General features: G+C 71.2%; 22 protein-coding genes. 18 read left to right on the top strand and 4 right to left on the bottom strand.

The window, feature by feature from the left end; all coding sequences use genetic code 11:
- Positions 1–32 precede the first annotated feature (32 nt).
- The 3 genes from BO39_RS00105 to BO39_RS00095 all read left to right on the top strand — a co-directional run bounded on the left by BO39_RS00105 (position 33) and on the right by BO39_RS00095 (position 3473).
- Positions 33–1616 carry an ABC transporter substrate-binding protein gene (locus BO39_RS00105; RefSeq protein WP_043828888.1) on the top strand — a complete coding sequence of 528 codons (1584 nt, stop codon included), beginning with the start codon at positions 33–35 and terminating at the stop codon, positions 1614–1616.
- A gap of 76 nt (positions 1617–1692) precedes the next feature.
- Positions 1693–2949: an aminopeptidase gene (locus tag BO39_RS00100; protein WP_052401235.1), complete on the top strand. Its 1257-nt coding sequence runs from the start codon at positions 1693–1695 to the stop codon at positions 2947–2949.
- A 44-nt stretch (positions 2950–2993) separates the two neighbouring features.
- Positions 2994–3473: a copper chaperone PCu(A)C gene (locus tag BO39_RS00095; RefSeq protein ID WP_043828887.1), complete on the top strand. Its 480-nt coding sequence runs from the start codon at positions 2994–2996 to the stop codon at positions 3471–3473.
- Between the two features lie 18 nt (positions 3474–3491).
- Here BO39_RS00095 and BO39_RS00090 read toward each other — a convergent pair whose 3' ends face one another.
- Positions 3492–4451: a tripartite tricarboxylate transporter substrate binding protein gene (locus tag BO39_RS00090; protein ID WP_043828885.1), complete on the bottom strand. Its 960-nt coding sequence runs from the start codon at positions 4449–4451 to the stop codon at positions 3492–3494.
- Positions 4452–4649: 198 nt separating this feature from the next.
- On the opposite strand from BO39_RS00090, the gene BO39_RS00085 reads away from it, so the two are divergent.
- Genes BO39_RS00085 through BO39_RS00065 form a run of 5 tightly spaced genes read left to right on the top strand, consistent with a single transcriptional unit; the run spans position 4650 to position 8998 of the window.
- Positions 4650–5327, top strand: coding sequence for an RraA family protein (locus BO39_RS00085; RefSeq protein ID WP_043828883.1), 678 nt, complete (start codon positions 4650–4652; stop codon positions 5325–5327).
- Entirely contained in the window at positions 5324–6415 is a 1092-nt protein-coding gene (locus BO39_RS00080; protein WP_043828881.1) for an Ldh family oxidoreductase, read from the top strand. The genes BO39_RS00085 and BO39_RS00080 overlap by 4 nt, the downstream gene beginning before the upstream one ends.
- 23 nt (positions 6416–6438) lie before the next feature.
- A complete protein-coding gene (locus tag BO39_RS00075; RefSeq protein WP_043828879.1) occupies positions 6439–7398 on the top strand; it encodes a Bug family tripartite tricarboxylate transporter substrate binding protein in 960 nt (319 codons plus the stop codon).
- Positions 7398–8306, top strand: coding sequence for an NAD(P)-dependent oxidoreductase (locus BO39_RS00070; protein WP_043828878.1), 909 nt, complete (start codon positions 7398–7400; stop codon positions 8304–8306). Before BO39_RS00075 ends, BO39_RS00070 begins: the two co-directional genes overlap by 1 nt.
- On the top strand, positions 8303–8998 hold the full coding sequence (locus BO39_RS00065) for a substrate-binding domain-containing protein (RefSeq protein ID WP_043828875.1): 696 nt from the start codon (positions 8303–8305) through the stop codon (positions 8996–8998). Before BO39_RS00070 ends, BO39_RS00065 begins: the two co-directional genes overlap by 4 nt.
- A 7-nt stretch (positions 8999–9005) precedes the next feature.
- Here the strand turns inward: BO39_RS00065 and BO39_RS00060 are convergent, their stop codons facing one another.
- Entirely contained in the window at positions 9006–10007 is a 1002-nt protein-coding gene (locus BO39_RS00060; protein ID WP_043828874.1) for a Bug family tripartite tricarboxylate transporter substrate binding protein, read from the bottom strand.
- Between the two features lie 155 nt (positions 10008–10162).
- Here BO39_RS00060 and BO39_RS00055 point away from each other — a divergent pair, with 155 nt between their 5' ends.
- The 8 genes from BO39_RS00055 (at position 10163) to BO39_RS00020 (ending at position 17868) form a co-directional block, all read left to right on the top strand.
- Positions 10163–10777 carry a nuclear transport factor 2 family protein gene (locus BO39_RS00055; RefSeq protein ID WP_043828872.1) on the top strand — a complete coding sequence of 205 codons (615 nt, stop codon included), beginning with the start codon at positions 10163–10165 and terminating at the stop codon, positions 10775–10777.
- Positions 10778–10805: 28 nt separating this feature from the next.
- Positions 10806–11366 (top strand): NADPH-dependent FMN reductase, encoded by a 561-nt coding sequence (locus BO39_RS00050; RefSeq protein WP_043828870.1) that lies wholly within the window; start codon positions 10806–10808, stop codon positions 11364–11366.
- Positions 11367–11485: 119 nt separating this feature from the next.
- Positions 11486–12430 (top strand): ABC transporter permease subunit, encoded by a 945-nt coding sequence (locus BO39_RS00045; RefSeq protein WP_043828868.1) that lies wholly within the window; start codon positions 11486–11488, stop codon positions 12428–12430.
- On the top strand, positions 12427–13836 hold the full coding sequence (livM, locus tag BO39_RS00040) for a high-affinity branched-chain amino acid ABC transporter permease LivM (RefSeq protein ID WP_420493631.1): 1410 nt from the start codon (positions 12427–12429) through the stop codon (positions 13834–13836). The genes BO39_RS00045 and livM overlap by 4 nt, the downstream gene beginning before the upstream one ends.
- On the top strand, positions 13833–14660 hold the full coding sequence (locus BO39_RS00035) for an ABC transporter ATP-binding protein (protein WP_043828865.1): 828 nt from the start codon (positions 13833–13835) through the stop codon (positions 14658–14660). Before livM ends, BO39_RS00035 begins: the two co-directional genes overlap by 4 nt.
- Entirely contained in the window at positions 14657–15370 is a 714-nt protein-coding gene (locus BO39_RS00030) for an ABC transporter ATP-binding protein (RefSeq protein ID WP_043828863.1), read from the top strand. Before BO39_RS00035 ends, BO39_RS00030 begins: the two co-directional genes overlap by 4 nt.
- Before the next feature lie 58 nt (positions 15371–15428).
- Complete coding sequence (locus BO39_RS00025) at positions 15429–16556, top strand: branched-chain amino acid ABC transporter substrate-binding protein (protein WP_043828861.1); 1128 nt, start codon at positions 15429–15431, stop codon at positions 16554–16556.
- 406 nt (positions 16557–16962) lie between these two features.
- Positions 16963–17868 carry a hypothetical protein gene (locus BO39_RS00020; protein ID WP_245614858.1) on the top strand — a complete coding sequence of 302 codons (906 nt, stop codon included), beginning with the start codon at positions 16963–16965 and terminating at the stop codon, positions 17866–17868.
- A 55-nt stretch (positions 17869–17923) separates the two neighbouring features.
- On the opposite strand, the gene BO39_RS00015 is transcribed toward BO39_RS00020, so the two are convergent.
- Positions 17924–18418 carry a flavin reductase gene (locus BO39_RS00015; RefSeq protein WP_052401234.1) on the bottom strand — a complete coding sequence of 165 codons (495 nt, stop codon included), beginning with the start codon at positions 18416–18418 and terminating at the stop codon, positions 17924–17926.
- A 96-nt stretch (positions 18419–18514) separates the two neighbouring features.
- On the opposite strand from BO39_RS00015, the gene BO39_RS00010 reads away from it, so the two are divergent.
- On the top strand, positions 18515–19771 hold the full coding sequence (locus BO39_RS00010) for a hypothetical protein (RefSeq protein ID WP_052401233.1): 1257 nt from the start codon (positions 18515–18517) through the stop codon (positions 19769–19771).
- 94 nt (positions 19772–19865) lie between these two features.
- Here BO39_RS00010 and BO39_RS34205 read toward each other — a convergent pair whose 3' ends face one another.
- On the bottom strand, positions 19866–20105 hold the full coding sequence (locus BO39_RS34205; protein ID WP_245614857.1) for a hypothetical protein: 240 nt from the start codon (positions 20103–20105) through the stop codon (positions 19866–19868).
- Between BO39_RS34205 and BO39_RS34200 the strand changes: the two genes are divergently transcribed.
- Positions 20104–20499: PAS domain-containing protein (locus tag BO39_RS34200; protein WP_245614855.1), on the top strand; the 396-nt coding region annotated here is incomplete at its 3' end. The two genes, BO39_RS34205 and BO39_RS34200, sit on opposite strands and share 2 nt — an antisense overlap.

The raw sequence follows: 20499 nt of genomic DNA, 5'->3' as shown, positions 1-20499 counted from the left end.
ACGTCCGGCGCCGCCCCTCGCGGAGAGTGCCGATGACCACCCGCCGTGCCCTGCTGGGCGGCGCCACCGCCCTTCTCGCCGCCCCGGCCCTCGCGCAGGGAGAGGCCGCGCGGGTGCTGCGCTTCGTGCCGCAAGCCGATGTGACGACGGTCGACCCGCTCGCCACCACCTCCTACGCGGTGCGGAACCACGGGCATCTCCTCTGGGACACGCTCTGGGGCCTGGACGCCGATTTCCGCCCGCAGCCGCAGCTGGCCGAGGGCCACTCGGTGGAGGATGACGGGCGGCGCTGGGTGATCACGCTGCGCGACGGGCCGACCTTCCACGATGGGGAAAAGGTGCGCGCGGCCGATGCGGCGGCCTCGATCCGCCGATGGATGGCGCGCGACACGCACGGGCAGACCCTGGCCGCGCGGCTGGACGCGATCGAGGTGATCGATGACCGGCGCTTCGCCATCCGGCTGCGCCGCCCCTTCGGGGTAATGCTGGAGGCGCTGGGCAAGTCCTCTTCCTACCCCTGCTTCATCATGCCGGAGCGCTTCGCGAACCTTCCCGCCGCGACGCCGCTGACGGAGGTGGTGGGTTCCGGCCCCTACCGCTTCGTGGCCGAGGAGCGGCGCTCCGGGTCGCTCGCGGTCTATCGGCGCTTCGAGGGCTACGTCCCCGCGCCGGGCGGGCCGGTGGCGGTGACGGCGGGCCCGAAGCTTGCCCATTTCGAGCGGCTGGAATGGCACATCCTGCCCGACCCCTCGACCATCGGCGCCGCGCTCCAGGCCGGCGAGATCGATTGGTGGGAGCGGGCGGCGCCGGACCTTCGCCCGCTCCTCGCCCGCCGGCGCGACGTGGTGGTGGACCGGGTGGAGACCCAGGGCACCGTCGCGATGCTGCGCCCTAACCATCTCCACCCGCCCTTCGACGACCCGGCCGTGCGCCGCGCCCTGCTGCCCGCGCTGAGCCAGGCCGACATCATGGCGGCGATTATGGGCGATGACCGCAGCCGCTTCCGCGACGGGATGGGCTGCTTCCCGCCGGGCTCGCCGCTCGCCTCCGAAGAGGGGCTCGCGGCCGTGGCCGGGCCGCGCGACATCGCCGCCGCCCGGACGGCGCTGGCTGCCACCGGCAAGGCCGGTGCCCGGGTGGTGGTGCTGAACCCCGCGGACCAGGTCAACAACAGCAACGCCACCCTCGTCTGCGCGGACGTGATGAAGCGTGTCGGCTTCGAGGTGGAGGTCGCGACCTCCGACTGGGGCACGATGCTGGCCCGCCGCGCCCGGCGCGACCCTCCCGAGAGGGGCGGCTGGAACGCCGTCTACGTCGCCTTCGGGGGCGAGGACCTGGTCAATCCCGGCGGCCATCCCCTGCTGCGCGGCAACGGGGCCGATGCCTGGTTCGGCTGGCCAACCAGCCCCGCGCTGGAGACGCTGCGCGACGAGTGGCTGGAGGCGCCCGACATGGAGGCGCAACGGCGGATCGGTCGCGCCGTTCAGGCGCGCTTCTTCGAGGAGGTGCCCTTCTACGCCCTGGGCCAGTACTTCCTCGACAGCGCCTATCGCCGGGGCCTGAAGGTGGAGCGGCGCGGCATGACGCTGCCGCTGAACGTGCGGCGCGAGGCCTGAGTGGGCATTCCCGCCCCTGCCCTTGCCCCGGCGCCCGCCCCGACCGATCTTCCGGCCAGCCCAAGGGACCGCACGCATGGACACGAACCCGTCGAACCTTTCCCCCTCGCTGGACGACGCCGCGCGGATGAATCGGCTGGCGGAGCTGGCCGTGAAGGTTGGGCTGGGGCTGGTGCCTGGGCAGGAGCTGGTGATGACCTCCCCGGTGGAGGCGCTGCCGCTGGCCCGGCTGATCACGGAGCACGCCTACAAGGCCGGGGCGAGCCTCGTGACGACGCTCTTCTCGGACGAGCATTCCACGCTGCTGCGCTACCGCTTTGGCCCGGACGAGGGCTTCGACACCTCCTCCGCCTGGCTCTTCGAGGGGATGGCGGCGGCCTTCCGGAGCGGTGCGGCGCGGCTGGCGATCGTGGGCTCCGACCCCTCGCTGCTGTCGGAGCAGGATCCGGGCAAGGTAGCGCGGGCGAACCGGGCGCAGTCCAAGGCCTATCGCCCGGCGCTGGACCTGATCGCGGACAGCTACATCAACTGGACCCTCGTGCCCTTCGCCCATCCGGCCTGGGCGCGGGCCGTGTTCCCCGAGGCAGCGCCGGAAGAGGCTGTGCGCCGGCTCTGGGACGCCATCTACTCGATCACGCGCGTGGACACGCCCGACCCCATCGCCGCCTGGGCGGCGCATAACGCGAACCTCAAGGCACGGCAGGACCGGCTGAACGAGCAGCGCTTCCACTCCCTCCGCTTCCGCGGGCCGGGCACGGACCTGATCGTGGGGCTGGCCGAGGGCCATGCCTGGATGGGCGGGGCGAGCAAGGCGAAGAACGGCGTCTACGGCAACCCGAACATCCCGACGGAGGAGGTCTTCACCACCCCGCACCGGGCGCGCACCCAGGGCACCGTCTCCGCCACCAAGCCGCTCTCGCACCAGGGCACGCTGATCGACGGCATCCGCGTCCGCTTCGAGGAGGGCGCCATCGTCGAGGCGCACGCGACGCGCGGGCAGGCGGTGCTGGAGCAGATGATCTCGACCGATGCCGGCGCGCGCCAGCTCGGCGAGGTGGCGCTTGTGCCCAGCTCCAACCCCATCGCGCGCAGCGGCATCCTCTTCCTGAACACCTTGTTCGACGAGAACGCGGCGAGCCACATCGCGCTCGGCCAGGCCTACAGCAAGTGCTTCGTGGCCGAGTTCTCCGAGGAGGAACTGGTGCGGCGCGGGGCCAACCGCAGCCTTATTCACGTGGACTGGATGATCGGCTCGCCGGAGATCGAGGTGGACGGGCTGGACGAAGCCGGGCACGCGACGCCGGTGATGCGCGGCGGCGAGTGGGTTGATTGAGCGCCGCGCCCGTTCCATCGCCCCGTATTCTGGATGAACCGTTCATGACCCTTTGCCGCCGTGCCCTTGCCGGGCTTTCCATGCTGGGCGCGCTCGCCCTCGCCACGCCGATCTCGGCGCAGGGGACGGGCGGGATCGCCGTGGAGCAGCCCTGGGCGCGCGCCGCGCTGCAGGGCGGCAATGGTGGAGCGTTCCTCACGCTGCGCAACACCGGCACGGCAGCGGACCGGCTCGTCTCCGCCTCCTCTCCCCTCGCCCGCACGACGGAGATCCACGAAACGGTGCGGGAGGGCGACGTGATGCGGATGCGCCCCGTCACCGGCATCGAGATTCCCGCGGGCGGCAGCGTGACGCTGCGGCCGGGCGGGTCGCATGTCATGATGACCGGGCTGAGCCAGGCGCTGCGCGCGGGCACGACCGTGCCGCTGACGCTGAACTTCGAGCGCGCGGGCGCGGTGCAGGTTCAGGTGGCAGTGCAGGGGGCGGGCGCCAGCGGGCCGCCGGCCGCCCAGCACACGCACTGAGTGCAGGGCGAGACGCGCCTACTCCTTCCAAGGATGGGCGCGCCAGAGGGATTGAAGGTCATCGCGCAGCGCTGAAAGCGTGGCCCGGTACTCGGGCGGCGCGAGGTAGCGCAGGGGCAGCGCCTGCTGCGAGGCGAGGCGGCGGAACTCCGCGTCCTCCATCACCGCGCGCGTGGCGGCGGCGAGGCGCTCCAGCACCGGGGCGGGGACGCCGGCCGGGGCGGCCAGGCCGCGCATGGAGCCCTGCACCACGTCGAAGCCCTGCTCGCGGAAGGTGGGGGTGTCCGGAGCCTCGGTCCAACGTTCGGTCGCCATCTGGCCCAGGGCGCGGAGCTGGTCCTGGCGCATGTCGTTGATCCCCTCCCCCACATTCATGCTGGCGACCATGATCTGCCGGCCGAGGATGGCATTGCGCACGGGGGCCGCCCCCGCGAAGGGCACGTGGGTCATCCGCACGCCCGCCAGCCGCTCGAAGGCGAGCGCCGCGAGGTGGTCGTCGGAGCCGATGCCGGTGGTGCCATAGGTGACGGTGTCAGGGTTCGCCTTCGCGAAGGCGACGAGGTCCGGAAGGGTGCGGAAGCGGCTGTCGGGCGGCACGAGGAAGGCGCCGGGATCGTCCACCACGTTCGCGACAGGCGCGAAGTCCTCCAGCTTGTACCGGGCCTGCCGCTCGATCGGGATGCTGACGATGTTGGGCGTGTTGATGAAGCCGATCGTGTAGCCGTCCGGCGGCGAGCGGACCATCTCGGCCCAGCCGATCTCGCCGCCCGCACCGGCGCGGTTGAGGACGACGACGGATTGGCCTAGCTCCCGTTCGAGGAAGCGCGCGAGGGTGCGGGCGGCGACATCCGTGCCGCCGCCGGGCGGAAAGGCGACGATCATCGTGATCGGGCGCTCCGGCCAGGCCGCGCGGGCCGGGCCTGCCGCGAGGGCGGCAGCGGATGATGCGGCAAGGACCGCCAGGCTGCGACGCTTCATGCTTTCCTCCCCCTCGCCACCCTTTCCCCTCGGGGCGGGCGGCTTGCCAATCGCGGGGGATCGTGCCGATCCTGGGCCGCGCCGCCAAGACGGCGCGGAGGGGAATGTCCGGATGCCGGGTGCCATCGGGTGCCCCTCTCCGCCGCCTCTCCGACGATCATTCCGCCGCGACGGCGGATCGCCAGGAGAGTTTCCCGCATGACCGTTGGCCTTCGCATCACCGAGCGGCGCCCCGAGCCCGACGCCGCCCTGATCGCCCGCGCGGCGAAGCTGCCGGTGGCCAATATCGGCGACGTGATGAGCCGGCTCCAGGCGATGCGCGGCGGCTTCATGGCTTATGGCGGGCGGCGGACCTTCGTCGGCCCCGCGCTGACGGTGAAGGCGCGGCCGGGCGACAACCTCTTTCTCCACCGCGCCATCGATCTCGCGCGGCCGGGGGAGGTGATCGTCTGCGACGGGGGCGGCGACCTCGAGATCGCGCTCGCCGGTGACCTGATGATCGGCCATGCCGAGAGCCGCGGCGTCGGTGCGCTGGTGATCGACGGTGCCGTGCGCGACCTCGACGGCATCGAACGGATGGATATCGGCGTCTGGGCGCGCGGCGCGACGCCGGCAGGCCCCTACAAGGACGGGCCCGGCGAGATCGGCTATCCCATCGCCTGCGGCGGGCAGGTGGTGATGCCCGGCGACCTGATCGCGGCGGACGAGGACGGCGTGGTGGTGATTCCGCTGGCCGAGGCCGCGCAGGTGATCGCCGATGCCGAGAAGCACTCCGCCAAGGAGCAGGAGACCACCGCAGCGATCAAGGGCGGCGGCTGGGTGCGCGGCTGGGTGGAGGAGACGCTCGCGGCCAAGGGTGTCGCTGTTACGCGATGAGGCACGTTCCGGCCGAGCGCGTCCGGCGGCAGATCCTGGGCGTGCTGCACGCCTGGGGCATGGCCGAGGACCTGGCGGCGACCACCGCCGAGGCAATGGTCGAGACCGATCTGATGGGCATCGACAGCCATGGGCTCTCGATGCTGATGATGTACGAGAGCTTCCGGGAAGCCGGGCAGCTCGACCTCTCCGCACGTCCGCGCTTGGTGCTGGACATGCCGGCGACGGCACTCGTGGATGGCGGCGCCAATCTCGGGCATCCCGTCGCGGATTTCTGCATCCGGCTCGCGGTGGAGAAGGCCCGGGCTGCGGGGATCGCGGCGGTGGGGGCGCGCAACTCCCACCATTTCGGTGCGGCCGGGCATTACGCGCGCGTCGCGTCGTCGGCGGGGATGATCGGGATGATCACCAGCTCCGCGCGCACGGTGCTGATGGTGCCGACGCGCGGCACGCTGCCGCTGCTGGGCGCGAACCCCATCGCCTTCGCCGCGCCTGCGTTGCGGAACCGCCCCTTCGTACTCGACATCTCCACCACAACGGTCGCGGCCAACAAGGTGAAGGTCTACGACCTCAACGGGAAGCCGATCCCGGAGGGATGGGTGGTGGACGAGGCTGGGCGGCCGGTGACGGATTCCGCTGAAGCCATGCGGATCATCTTCAAGGAGCCTGGCGGCGGCGTGACACCGCTCGGCGGCGCGGAGGTGACGGGCGGGCACAAAGGCTATGGGCTCGGCGTGATGGTGCAGGTGCTCTCGGCCACGCTGACGGGCGCCGCGTTCGGGCCGATCCGCAACCCCACGCGGGTGCCGGGCGATCCCGACGATGTCGGGCACTTCTTCCTCGCGATCAATCCGCGCGCCTTCCGGCCCGAGGGCGGGTTCGAGGCGGAGATGGACGCCATGATCGACACCCTGCGCGCGACGCCACCGGCCGATCCCGCGCGCCCCGTCCTGGTGGGCGGCGACCCCGAGGCGATGGAGCGCGAGCGGCGGCTGGCCGAGGGCATTCCGGTGCCGCCCGCGCTGGAGGCGCATATCCGCGCCATCTGCGGGCGTTCGGGAGCGAGATACGAGCTCAGCGACGACTGAGAACGGAACGGGAGGAAACAAGGATGAAGCGCAGGACGATCCTCGGGGCCGCGGCCACGGCGCTGGCCTGCCCGGCTTTCGCCCAGCAGATCGGCCCCTGGGCGCCGACGCGGCCGATGCAGCTCATCGTCGGCTACGCGCCGGGGGGCGGCAGCGACATCATCGCGCGCACCATCGCGGAGGCCTCCGCGCCCTTCTTCCCCGTGCCGCTGGTGGTGGTGAACCGCCCCGGCGCGGGCGGCGCGCTGGCGGCGGAGCAGGTGGCCCGCGCGGCGCCAGACGGGCACACGCTGATCGTCCATGGCGGCAGCGAGAGCACCTCCCTCCCCGCCTTCCGAGACCTGCCCTACGACCCCAAGCACTCCTTCCGCGCGGTGATCCGCATGACGCGGAACGGGCATTTCCTCGTCTGCAAGAACGGGCCGACGCCGCGCTTCGCCGACCTTTCCGCGGCCATCGCGGCGGCGAAGGCGGATCCCGGCGGTATCGCGCACGGCTCGGCGGGAAACGGGACGCTCTCGCAGGCGATCTTCGTCCTGCTTGAGCGCGCGGCGGGGGTGCAGTTCCTGCACGTGCCCTATACCGGCGGCGGGCCGGCGCTGCAGGCGCTGATCGCCGGGCAGACGGCGCTGAACATCAACGCCTCGGACGAGCTGGGCGGCTTCGTGACCTCGGGCGACATCAAGCTGCTGGCCTTGGCGGCGGAGCAGCGTGCGCCGGCCTACAAGGACGTGCCGACAATGCGCGAGCTCGGCTACGACATCGTGGCCGACAACATGAAGGGCTGGGTCGGTCCCGCGGGACTGACCGACGAGATGGTGAAGTCCCTGCACGACCGCTTCCGCCAGGGCATGCAGACCCCGACCTGGGCGCGCTTCATGGAGCGCGTGGGCGAGGCGGACGGGTACGCGGATGGGCCGACTTTCCAGGCCGCGATGGACCGGCTGCTGGACGGGATCCGCACCGCGATGAAGAGGACCTGATGATCTTGGATACCGTATCGCCGCCGGCGCGCGTCGCCTTCCTCGGGCTGGGCGTCATGGGGGCCGCAATGGCCGCCAATATCGCGAAGTCGGGCTTCGCCCTCTCCGTACACAACCGTAGCCGGGGCAAGGCAGAAGCGCTGGAGGCCGCCGGCGCGACCTGGGCCGCGACGCCGGCCGAGGCCGCGCACGGGGCGGCAGTGGTGGGCCTCTGTCTGCCGGATACGCCGGACGTAGAGGCGGTGCTTTTCGGGCCGGAGGGCGTGGCGGAAGGTGTGGCACCCGGCACGGTGGTGATCGACTTCAGCACCATCGCCGCCGCCCCCGCCGCCGCTTTGGCGAAGCGGCTGCTGGAGGAGCGCGGCGCGCATCTGCTGGACAGCCCCGTGAGCGGCGGCCCGGCTGGCGCGCAGGCGGGCACGCTGACCTGCATGATCGGCGGCGACGCGGATGCCTTTGCGCGAGCGCGGCCCTTCTTCGAGGCAGTAGGCAAGACCTTCACTCATCTCGGCCCGGCCGGCGCGGGCCAGGTCTGCAAGTCCGCGAACCAGTTGATGGTGGCGGCGACCATGCTGGCGGTGTCCGAGGCGCTGGCGCTCGGGCGCAAGGCGGGGCTGGACCCGATGGCGATGCGGCAGGCGTTGCTGGGCGGTTCGGCGAAGTCCTTCGTGATGGAGAACCACGCGAAGCGGATCATCGAGGGAACGCTTCAGCCCGGCTTCCGGGCGGAGCTGATGCGGAAGGACACGCGGCTCTCCCTGGCCGCCATGCGCGACCACGGGGTCTTCGCCCCCTCCACCGCGCTGGCGGCGCAGATGATGGAGGCGCTCGTGAACAGTGGGCGCGGGGGGATGGATTCGGCCGCCCTCGGGCAGCTCGTCGCGGAATTGTCGGGGTTGGAGGGATGAGCGGGCTGCGGGTCCTCTCCACCCTCGCGGTCGCGGGGGCGATGCGGGGCATGGTGCCGCGGATGGAGGCTGCGGCCGGGATGTCGATGGAGGCGGAGTTCGCGCCCACCCAGGGGCTGATGCCGCGCCTTCGGGGCGGCGAGGCAGCCGACCTCGTCATCCTCACGGCCGAGGGCATCGCGGAGCTGGCGGCGGAAGGGTTGGTCGACCCGGACAGCGCGGTGGATCTCGTTCGCTCCCACATCGGCATCGCCGTGCGGGCGGGCGCGCCGCATCCGGAGATCGGCACGGCGGAGGCGCTGCGGGCGGCGCTGCTCGACGCGCCCTGCGTCGCCTATTCGCGCAGTGGCGCCAGCGGCATCGCCTTCGCCGCGCTGATCGAGCGGCTGGGCATCGCGGAGGCGGTGAATGCCCGCGCGAAGGTCATCCCGGCCGGCTTCACGGCGGAGCTGGCGGTGCGCGGCGAGGCCTCGCTTGCCGTGCAGCAGGTGAGCGAGTTGCTTGCCGTGCCAGGGATCGAGCTCGTCGGGCGCCTGCCGGCGGAGGTGGGCACGGTCGCGGTCTTCTCCGCCGGCATTCTCCGCGCCTCCGCCCAGCCGGAAGCGGCGGGGCGGCTGATCCGCTTCCTCGCCTCGGCCGAGGCTGCACCAGTGCTGGAAGCGGCGGGGCTGGAGCCGATCGCGGCGGGCTGAGCGCCCCCTACTGGCGCTCAATCCCCGCCCGCTCGATCACCCCGGACCAGCGGGCGATCTCGGCGTGGACGGCCTCCTTTACCGCAGCCGGGGGCGTGGCGGGGCGCGGGGCGAGGCCGAGTTCGCCGAGGCGGGCGCGCAGGGTGGGGTCCGCAAGCACGGCGGCCGTGGTTTCCGAGAGGCGCGCGACCACGGCGGGCGGCGTGCCGGCGGGCACGGCGATGGCGTACCAAGTCTGGATGTCGAAGCCGGGATCGCCGAGGAGTTCCGCGACCGTCGGCACCTCCGGCAGCAGGGGCGAGCGCTCGCGGGAGGTGATGGCGAGCGCCCGCGCCTCCCCGCCTCGGATCTGGCCGAGAACGGAGGAGGCGGGCTCGACCACCAGCTCTACCTCCCCGTTACGCAGCGCGATGAGAGCGGCGGGGGTGCCGCGATAGGGCACATGGGTGAGGCGGATGCCGGCGGCGGCCTGGATAGCTTCCGCCACGAAGTGCTGGGTGCTGCCGACGCCGACGGTCGCGACATGAAGCCGGTCCGGCGCCGCCTTCGCGCGGCGGGAGAGCTCGGCCATGTCTCGGGGCGCCTCCGGCCCAGTGCCGGCGAGAAGGACGAGGCCGACGGAGGCGACCATGGCGACGGGCTCCACATCCGTCAGGGGATCGTAGGGAAGGCGGCGGTAGAGGGCGGCGGAAACGGCGTAGCCGTTGTTGATGAGCATGATCGTGTGCCCGTCCCTCGCGCGGGCGAGGTTTTCGGCCGCCATAGTGCCGCCGGCGCCCGGGCGGTTCTCCACTACGACGGGTTGGCCGAGCGCGGCGGCCAGGGAGGGGGCGATCAGTCGCGCCACGATGTCGGTGGTGCCGCCGGCGCCGAAGCCTTGGATGAAGCGGATGGGGCGGTCCGGCCAGGCCGGCTGGATGGTCTCTTGGGCAGGCGCGGCGCGGTGCAGGGCCGGCAGCGCGAGCAGGCCGAGCGCGGCGCGGCGCGCCAGGCGTGGATGATGGGTCATGGACGGCCTCCCTCGTCCGCGAATCCCCGGTTGGGCCGGGGCAGCGGCTTTGAGGCATCTGGCCGAGCGCGGGCACAGGGCGTCAAGCCGGTCGTATCGCCAGCGCTGGCGGCGCGGCCTATGGTCCGCGTCGCCAGGATTCGAGGGGGAACGGGATGTCGGACGCCGCCATGCTGCGCCGCATGCAGGTGATGGAGCTGGTGCAGAACTGGGCCGTCTGGCGCGATGCCGGGGACTGGGAACGCTTCCGCACGGTCTGGGCGCCCGAGGGCCGGATGATGGCCACCTGGTGCCAGGCGCCCGCCGACGGCTTCATCAAGGCGAGTCAGGAGGGTTGGGCGAAGGGGGTCTCGATCCTCCACTTCCTCGGCGGCTGCTCCGTCGATATCGAGGGACGGCGCGCGATCGCCCAGACGAAAATGACCATCTCCCAGCGTGCCCCGGTGGACGGGGTGGTGGTGGACGTGGTCTGCACCGGCCGCTTCTACGACTTCATCGAGGAGAAGGCCGACGGTTGGAAGATCGTCCTCCGCCAGCCGATCTACGAGAAGGACCGGATGGACCCCGTGGACCCCGCGGCGCGCCTGGAACTCGAGGCCGCCCTGCTCGCCCGCTTTCCCGAGGGTTACCGGCACCTAGCCTATCTGCAGACCCGCATCGGCTACGACGTGAAGACCGACATGCCCGGGCTGAAGGGCGAGAAGGTCGCCGCCCTCTACGCCGCCGGTGCCGCCTGGCTGCGCGGCGAGGCGCTTTCCTGGGAGGAGTGATCCCTCCCCATTCCTGGAGTTATTGTTGATGAGCGAATTCAAGATCCTCGGCATTTCGGGCAGCCTGCGGAGGGCCTCCTTCAATACCGCCGCGCTGCGCGCCGCGGCGGAGCTGGCGCCCGAGGGGGTGACGGTCACGATCTACGAGGGGTTGGGGGAGATCCCGCCCTATGACGACGACATCCGCACCGGCGCGGGCTACCCGGCACCGGTCGAGGCCTTCCGCTCGGCCGTGCGGGCGGCGGATGCCGTGATCTTCGCGACGCCCGAGTACAACTACTCGGTCTCCGGCGTGCTGAAGAACGCGATCGACTGGGCTTCCCGCCCGCCCGAGCCCTCCTTCGACGGCAAGGCGGTGTCGATCATGGGGGCGACGCAGGGGATGCTCGGCACGGCGCGGGCTCAGTACGACCTGCGGAAGATGTGCGTCTTTCTCAACGCCTATGCCCTGAACAAGCCGGAGGTGATGATCTCCGGCGCCGGCTCGAAGTTTGACGGCGAAGGGCGGCTGACGGACGAGACCTCCCGCAAGCTGATCGCGGACCAGGTGGTGGCGCTCCGGGCCTGGGCGCTGCAGCTTCGGAAGTAGGCGTAGCGGCGCGCCCCTTGGCGGGGCGCGCCCGGGCGTCGTAGCCTTCCAGTGGGACGCTTCACGGCCGATCGGCAAAACCGGGGACAAACCCGGCCACTGGATGACGGAGACCGCGCTTGGCCTATGCCCTGCAGCAGCTGATCAACGGTGTCGCGCTGGGCATGATCTATGGCCTGATCGCCGTGGGCTACACGATGGTCTACGGCATCATCGGCATGATCAACTTCGCCCACGGCGACATCTTCATGGTGGGCGCCTTCGTCTCGCTCATCTCCTTCGTGCTGCTCTCGACCGGCGGTTGGGCGGCGGGGCCGGGGGCGGTGCTGCTGGTGCTGCTCATCTCCATGGCGATCACCGCGCTCTACGGATGGTCGGTGGAGCGGATCGCCTACCGCCCGCTGCGCGGGTCCTTCCGGCTGGCGCCGCTGATCAGCGCGATCGGCATGTCCATCGTGCTGCAGAACTTCGTGCAGGTGAGCCAGGGCGCGCGCGCGAAGCCGATCGAGCCGGTGATCCGCGGCAGCGTGGAACTTTGGCACGGCAACGGCTTCTCGGTCAGCGTCTCCACTATGCAGATCGTCATCGTGGTGGTGACCCTGGCGGTGCTCGCGGTCTTCACCTGGCTGGTGACGAGCACGAAGCTCGGCAGGGCGATGCGCGCCTGCGAGCAGGACCGGAAGATGGCGGGGCTGCTGGGCATCGACACGGACCGCACCATCAGCATCACCTTCGTCATCGGCGCGGCGCTCGCGGCCGTGGCCGGCACGCTCTACCTCCTGCGCTACGGTCTCGCCGACTTCTTCATGGGCTTCATCGTGGGGGTGAAGGCCTTCACGGCGGCCGTGCTGGGTGGCGTGGGATCGCTGCCCGGGGCCTTGCTGGGCGGGCTGCTGATCGGGCTGATCGAGACGCTGTGGAGCGCCTATGCGGGGCAGGACATGTTCCTGCTGCGGGAGCTGAACCCGGCCTACAAGGATGTCGCGGCCTTCGCGATCCTCATCGCGACGCTGATCTTCCTCCCCAGCGGCCTGCTCGGCCGCGCCGAGGTCGAGAAGGTATGAGCGGCGCCTCCCGGTTGCCGGAGGGGCCGCATGTGGGCGGCGTGCCCCACAACGACGACGGCGTGCCCGAGCCGGGCGAGATGGGCGGCATTCCCCGCGGGCCGGAGGCGCCCGCCTCGAGGCCGCCGGTGGTGCACGCGCTGCGCGACGCCGGCCTCGCGGCGCTCGTCGCCCTCGGTCTCTTCGTGCCGCTCGTCGGGCTGCGGACGGATGTGGGGCCGAGCGGCGGCGGCCTGATCCTGCGCACGCGCTGGGCGGATGTCGCGATCCTCGTCGGCATCGTCTTCGCCGGGCGGCTGGCGATGAACCTCTGGTCCTCCCTGCGGCCCGCGGGCAGGCCGCGCACGGCGCGTCGCACGGCGCAGATCGCGCGCATCGGCACCTTCGTGGCGCCGCTCTTCCTCGGCTTCGCCGTGCTGATGCCGCTGCTGCCCTGGACGACGCGCTACGGTCTCGACCTCGGCGTGCTCGTGCTGACCTATGTGATGCTCGGTTGGGGGCTGAACATCGTGGTCGGGCTCGCGGGGCTGCTGGACCTCGGCTACGTCGCCTTCTACGCGGTCGGCGCCTATACCTACGCGCTGCTCTCCACCACCTATGGCCTCTCCTTCTGGGTCTGCCTGCCGCTGGCGGGGATCTTCGCTGCCTTCGCGGGCATGCTGCTGGGGTTTCCCGTGCTGCGCCTGCGCGGCGACTACCTGGCCATCGTGACGCTGGCCTTCGGCGAGATCATCCGGGTGGTGCTGCTCAACTGGGTCTCGCTGACGGGCGGGCCGAACGGCATCTCCGGCATCCCGCGCCCCTCCTTCTTCGGGCTGAGCTTCAGCGCGGGCGGCGGGCCCGGCAGCTTCGCGGATTTCTTCGGGCTGGAGCCCTCCCCCACGCACCGGGCGGTGTTCCTCTACTATCTTATCCTCGTGCTCGCGCTGCTGACGAACTGGGTGACGCTCCGCCTGCGCCGCCAGCCGCTCGGCCGCGCCTGGGAGGCGCTGCGGGAGGACGAGATCGCCTGCCGCGCGCTCGGCATCAACGTGACGAACACGAAGCTGACGGCCTTCGCCATCGGCGCCATGTTTGGCGGCTTCGCCGGCGCCTTCTTCGCGACGCGCCAGGCCTTCGTCTCGCCCGAGAGCTTCACCTTCATCGAGAGCGCCATCATCCTCGCCATCGTCGTCCTGGGGGGGCTCGGCAGCCAGCTCGGCGTCGCCATTGCGGCGCTGGTGCTCATCGGCGGCTTCGAGGCCTTCCGCGACTTCGAGGAGTACCGGATGCTCGTCTTCGGCGCGGCCATGGTGGTGATCATGGTGTGGCGGCCGCGCGGGCTGGTCTCCTCCCGCAAGCCCTCCGTCGCGCTCGGAGAACGCAAGGCGATCTCGGGCGACCTCGTCGGGGAGGGCCACGGATGAGCGCGCCCATCCTTCAGGTGCGGGACCTGGTGATGCGCTTCGGCGGGCTGACCGCGGTGAACAGGGTTTCCTTCGACGCCATGGCCGGCGACATCACCGCCGTGATCGGGCCGAACGGCGCTGGGAAGACGACGGTCTTCAACCTCATCACCGGCTTCTACAAGCCGAGCGCGGGCGAGATCATCCTGCACGGGCCCGCCGGGCAGAAGCCGCTGCACGTGACGGTCGGCCACCGGATCGCGCGCAGTGGCGTCGCGCGCACCTTCCAGAACATCCGCCTGTTCCCCGGCATGACGGTCCTGGAGAACCTTCTCGTCGCGCAGCACAACACCCTGCAGGCCGCGACCTTCTTCGGCATCGGCGCCGCCTTCGGCTTCGGCCGCTACCGCCAGGCGGAGCGCGAGGCGGTGGCGCTGGCCCGGCGCTGGCTGGAGGCGACGCGGCTGCTCGACCGCGCGGACGACCCCGCGGGCGCCCTCCCCTACGGCGCGCAGCGGCGGCTCGAGATCGCGCGGGCCATGTGCACGAACCCCGTGCTGCTCTGCCTCGACGAGCCGGCGGCGGGACTCAACCCGCGCGAGTCTGAGGAGCTGGCCGAGCTGATTCAGCTGATTCGCCGCGGCGGCTGCTCCATCCTGCTGATCGAGCACGACATGGGCGTGGTGATGCGCATCTCCGACCGCGTGGTGGTGCTTGACCACGGCCAGAAGATTGCCGACGGCACGCCGGCCCAGGTGCGCGCGGACGAGCGGGTGATCTCCGCCTATCTCGGCGAGGGCGACGAGGACGAGGTGCCGGCAGCCCCAGTGGAGGGCGCGGCATGAGCGCCATGCTGCAACTCGACAACGTCACCTCCGCCTATGGCGCCGTGGAGGCGCTGCGTGGCGTCTCCGTGGAGGTGAACAAGGGCGAGATCGTCACGCTGATCGGCGCGAACGGGGCGGGCAAGTCCACGCTGCTGATGACGATCTTCGGCTCCCCGCGTGCCCGTGCCGGGCGGGTCCTGTTCGAGGGGCGCGACATCACGGCCATGCCCCTGCACGAGATCGCCCGCGCCGGCATCGCCCAGGCACCGGAGGGCCGGCGCATCTTTCCGCGCATGAGCGTGCGCGAGAACCTGCTGATGGGCGCCCAGGCCTTCGGCGTCGATCCTGGCCCGGGACTGGAACAGGCCTTCACCCTCTTTCCCCGGCTGAAGGAGCGCGAGACGCAGCGCGGCGGTACCCTCTCGGGTGGGGAGCAGCAGATGCTCGCCATCGGCCGCGCGCTGATGTCGAGGCCGCGGCTGCTGTTGCTCGACGAGCCCTCCCTCGGCCTCGCGCCGCTGGTGGTGCGCGGGATCTTCTCGGCCATCCGCACCCTGAACGAGCAGACGGGGCTGACGGTGTTGCTGGTGGAGCAGAACGCCAATCAGGCGCTGCGGCTCGCGCACCGCGCCTATGTGCTCGTCACCGGGCGCATCACGCTCGAGGGCACGGGGGCGGAGCTTCTGGCGCGGCCCGAGATCCGCGACGCCTATCTCGGAACCCATTGAAGCCGGGGCGGGCTGCGCCTTAGGCTTTCGCCAACTGCTCCAACCAGAGGCACGACCGATGACCATCCAGCGCCGCACCCTTCTGGGTGCCTCCATCGCGACCCCGGCCCTGCTCTCCGCCGGCGGCGCCATGGCCCAGGCCCGCGGGCCCATCCGCATCGCCGTCGCCGGCCCGCTCACCGGCGCCAACGCCACCTTCGGCGCGCAGATGAGGGAGGGCGCGACCCAGGCCGTGACCGACCTGAACGCGGCGGGCGGTGTCCTCGGCCAGCAGCTCGTGCTCGAGACCGGCGACGATGCCTGCGACCCGCGCCAGGCCGTCTCGGTCGCGAACCAGCTCGCCGGGCGCCAGGTGCGGGCGGTAATGGGGCACTACTGCTCCGGCTCCTCCATCCCCGCCAGCAAGGTCTACGCGGAGGAGGGGGTGCTGCAGATCAGCCCCGCCTCCACCAACCCGCGCTACACGGACGAAGGGAGCTGGAACACCTTCCGCACCTGCGGGCGCGACGACCAGCAGGGCGCGGTGGCCGGCAAGTACATCGCGGCGAATTTCAGGGGCAAGCGCGTCGCGATCCTCCATGACAACTCCGCCTACGGGAAGGGTCTGGCGGACGAGACGAAGAAGGCGCTGAACGCCGCCGGCACGACGGAGACGCTCTACTCCGCCTACACGCCCGGCGAGCGCGACTACAACGCCCTCGTCTCCCGCCTGAAGGCCTCGAATATCGAGGTCATCTATGTCGGCGGTTACCACACCGAGGCCGGGCTGATCGTGCGCCAGGCCAAGGAGCAGGGCATGCCCGTCACGCTCATCGGCGGCGACGCGCTGATGACGAACGAGTTCTGGCAGATCAGCGGCGCGGCCGGAGAGGGCACGATGATGACCTTCCCCTCCGACCCCCGGAAGCGCCCGACGGCGGCCGAGGTGGTGGCCCGCTTCCGCGCCCGCAACGTCGATCCCGAGGGCTTCGTGCTCTATACCTACGCCTCCACCCAGGTCTGGGCCGAGGCGGCGAAGAAGGCCGGCACGGTCGATCCGCGGCGCGTGGCCGAGACAATCAAGTCCTCCGGCCCATGGCAGACGGTGCTCGGCCCGATGAGCTTTGACCGCAAGGGCGACGTGACCATTCCGGACTACGTTTTCTACGTCTGGAAGAATGGCAGCTATGCCGAGGTGAATGCCTGATCAGGGGACTTGAAGGGGCACCGGGCTTCTCCCATCTTCCTCTTCGTCAACAACTGAAAGGAGGTGATCCGGTGTCTCATCGCATTAACCAGGGTTCCGCGACCGCAGTCCGGATCACCGTGCAGGGCTGAACGCGGCTGGATTGGGCCCCATTGGGGCCTGAACCTACCGCGTGACCCAGCGAACTGTACGGGTCACTAGGACAGCGCGGCCGCGAACCGGCCACGCGATGTGAAGGCCTCGGCGGGCAACCGCCGGGGCCTTCTGCGTTTCTGGGCAAGCGGCCTAACCCATGGCGTGGCCGCGTTACCACATGGTCATGTTCTGTTACGCGGCATGGGCAACCCCGTGCTGGGGGTCCCGTTGCACGGCCAGGCCACACGGCCACAACAAGGGATCCAGGCGCATGTCCGCAAGCAGCCAGTCGCAACAATACCAAACATCGCAACCCGTCGTTCCCGAGGGCGGGCCGGTTCTGCGGCACCGCATCTCCTGGGGCGCCATCCTCGCGGGCGCGTTGGTGGCCATCGTCATCGGCACGGCGCTGAACATCCTCGGTGCCGGCATCGGGCTGACCACGGTGGACGCTCAGGCGCATGATTCGCCGGCCGCCAGCACCATGGGCATCGCCAGTGCCGTCTGGCTGCTCGTCGCGAACCTCCTCGGCCTCGCGATTGGCGGCTATGTCGCGGCGCGGCTCTCCGGCACCTCGGACCGCGGCGACGCGACGCTGCACGGCGCGGCGGTCTGGGCGACGGCCTATCTCGTCTCGGCGGTGCTGATCGGCAGCCTCGTCTCCGGCGCGGCCAATACGGCGGGCTCGGCGCTGTCGGGCGTGATGGGCACCGTCACCTCCGGCGCTGGCCAGGTCGTGCGCTCCGCCGCGCCGCAGGTCGATCCCGCGCAGCTCGCAGAGCGGGCCCGTGCCGCGCTTTCCGGCCCCGCCGACCCCGCGCGCATGACGACCGAGCAGCGCGGCGCCGAGATCACGCAGCTTGTCGGCAAGCGGATCGCGGGCGGCGAGCTCTCGGGTGACGACCGCACGCGGCTGAACCGCCTCGTCGCAGCCGAGGCCGGCATCTCCGAGCAGGAGGCCGCGACCCGCGTGCAGGCCTACGAGGCCCAGGCCCAGCAGACCGCGCAGGAAGCCGAGCGCCGCGCCCGCGAGGCGGCCGACGCCTCCGCAAAGGCGGCCTCGATCACCGCCTTCTCGCTCTTCGCGGCGCTGGTGCTGGGGGCGATCGCCGCCATCATCGGGGCGCGCACGGGCACGCGCGACATGGTCTATCTCGCCGCCCGCCGCAACGTCTGAAGCGGCGGCACGAGGTAAAGCCTCGAGGGGGGCCCGGTTCGCCGGGCCCTTTTTCTTATTCGGGCACGCCCACCGGATGGTAGTTCCGGGAGAACCAGATCAGCGCCGGGCGCGCCGGGCCGAGGCGGATGGCGCGGACCTGGGCGAAGATCACGCTGTGCGTGCCCTTCTCCAGCACCTCCTCCACCACGCAGTCGATGGCGACCACGGCGCTGTCCAGGGCGGGCGCGCCGGTCGCGAGCTCTGTCCAGCGACCCTCGTCGAAGCGGGTGACTTGGTCGGCGCCGGTGAAGCCGGCGAAGATGTTCGCCATCTCCTGCGCGTCCGCGGGCAGGACGTTCACGCAGAGCACACCGTTCGCCTTGGCCACCGGGTTGAGGCTGCTCGTGCGGTTCATGCAGACGATGATAGTGGGCGGCGTGTCGGTCACGCTGCACACCGCGCTGGCGGTGATGCCGACGCGGCCGGCCGGGCCGTCGGTGGTCACGATGGTCACGGCCGCGCCGAGCCGGGCCATGGCGTCGCGGAACTCCTGGCGGCTCGGCTCCATCGCAGCTTCCCTCGTCAGCACGGTCCCCTCCCGTATCGCGCGCGGCGCCGCTCTTTCATAGGGCCCCCCTAGGCGCGCCGCGGAAGGAGGCCCCAGATGCGCGGCATGAACCTGCCACGAGAGGGGCCGCGGCGGTTGGCGCGCCGGGCCCTCGTTTCCGCGCCCCTTTCCGCCGCGATGCTGCCGCCCGGCCGGGCGCGTGCGGCGGTGGCGCCCGATTGGCTGGCTCTCGCGCGCGAGGCCCTGGCGCCGATCTGCGCGGCGCTGGCCGCGTCGGAGGGACCGGTGCTGCTGAAGTCCTTTACGACGGAGGGGAGCGAAGCCTTCGACCTCGTCCATGCCGAGGTCGCGTTCACCTACGACAACGCCCTCGCCGGGCTCGCCCTCCTCGCCGCGGGAGACCGTGCCGGGGCCGCGCGGATCGCGGAGGCGCTGCGGCTTGCGCAGGAGCAGGACCGGTTCTGGACGGACGGCCGCCTGCGCAATGCCTATGCCGCCGGCCGGATCTTCCCGGAGGCGCCGCGTAGCGTCCGCCCGCCGGGCTGGTGGGACGCGGCGGCAGGGCGATGGCTGGAGGACGGCTACCAGGCCGGCAGCGCCGCCGGGCCCCTCGCCTTCGCCATCCTTCTCTGGACCGCCCTGGGCGACGTCCCTTTTACGCGGGCGGCCGGACGCGCGGCGGACTGGCTGGAAGGGCTGCGGGCGCCGCAGGGCTATAGCGGCGGGGTGATCGGGCACGAGCCCTCACCGGCCTACCTGGCCTGGATCAGCACCGAGCAGAACCTGGACCTCGCGATCGCCTTCGCGCGCCTGGGCCGCGAGGCGGCCGCCGCGCATGCAGCGGGCTTCGTCCGGTCCATGTGGCTGCCGGCCGAGCGGCGCTTCGCCATGGGCCTGACCCCGGAGGGTGCGGTGAACGCAGGCAGTGCGCTCGACGCCAATCTCTGGCCGGCACTCGCCTTTCCCGAAGGGGCTTACGCCGAGGCGCTCGCCTGGGTGCTGGCCCGGCACGGCCTGCCCACGGGCGCGTCGGCGGCGGAGTTGGAGGGCCTCGACTTCAACGACGACCGCGACGGCGTCTGGCTGGAAGGGACGGCGCAGGCGGCCTTGCTGCTGCGCCGCCTGCGCCGGGACGCGCTGGCCGCCCGCTTCGCGGCGACCATCGCGCGGCACCGGCGCAGGGATGGCTGGATCGCCGCCGCCAGCATCCCCTGGCTGACCACCGGCCTCGGCACGGGGCTGCGGCCTGGGGCAGCGGACTTCCTCTACCCGGCGCGCGGGCATCTGGCCGCCAATGCCTGGGCCGCGCTGGCGGCACTGAATGCATCTCCGTTCGACGGAAAAAAGATCTGACGGGCTTAACGCGTTCGAAATTCAATCGCGGGAACTTGATCCAAGCCCAGAATAGGATTCGGACATGTTCGGCCGCTCGCAGAGACAGAACAGCCTACTGGCGCGCGTCACGGCGCTCGATGCCCTGCGAACGAACATCATGGTCGCGGATTGCGACCTCACGATCACTTACATGAATCCATCGGCTGTCGCCCTGATGCGCGAAGCCGAGGCCGAGCTGAAAAAGGAGTTGCCCGGCTTCAGCGCGGACAAGCTGATCGGCAGCAACATCGACGTGTTCCATAAGAACCCGGTCCATCAGCGCAAGATGCTCGCCGGGCTCACGAAGCCGCATGGAGCGACGATCCGCGTCGGCACGCGGGTCTTCGACCTGCTCGTCTCCCCCCCTGACCGAGAACGGCGGGCGGCTCGGCTTCGTGGTGGAATGGGCGGATGCCCGGGACCGCCTGGAGAACTTCGACTACGCCGCGCAGATGCGCGCCATCAGCCGCTCGCAGAGCATCATTTCCTTCACGACCGACGGCACCATCCTGGGCGCCAACGAGAACTTCCTCAAAACCGTCGGCTACACGCTGGAGGAGGTTCGCGGCCGGCACCACTCCATGTTCGTCGAGCCTGCCCTTCGGGACTCTCCGGAATACGAGCACTTCTGGGAAAAGCTGCGCGCCGGGGAGTACCAGGCGGCGCAGTTCAAGCGGGTGCGCAAGGACGGCAGGCCCGTCTGGATC

Origin of the sequence: Roseomonas aerilata DSM 19363, assembly GCF_000711725.1 — a bacterium.
Classification (GTDB): Bacteria; Pseudomonadota; Alphaproteobacteria; order Acetobacterales; family Acetobacteraceae; genus Roseomonas; species Roseomonas aerilata.
This window is presented reverse-complemented; position numbering and strand designations above follow the sequence as displayed.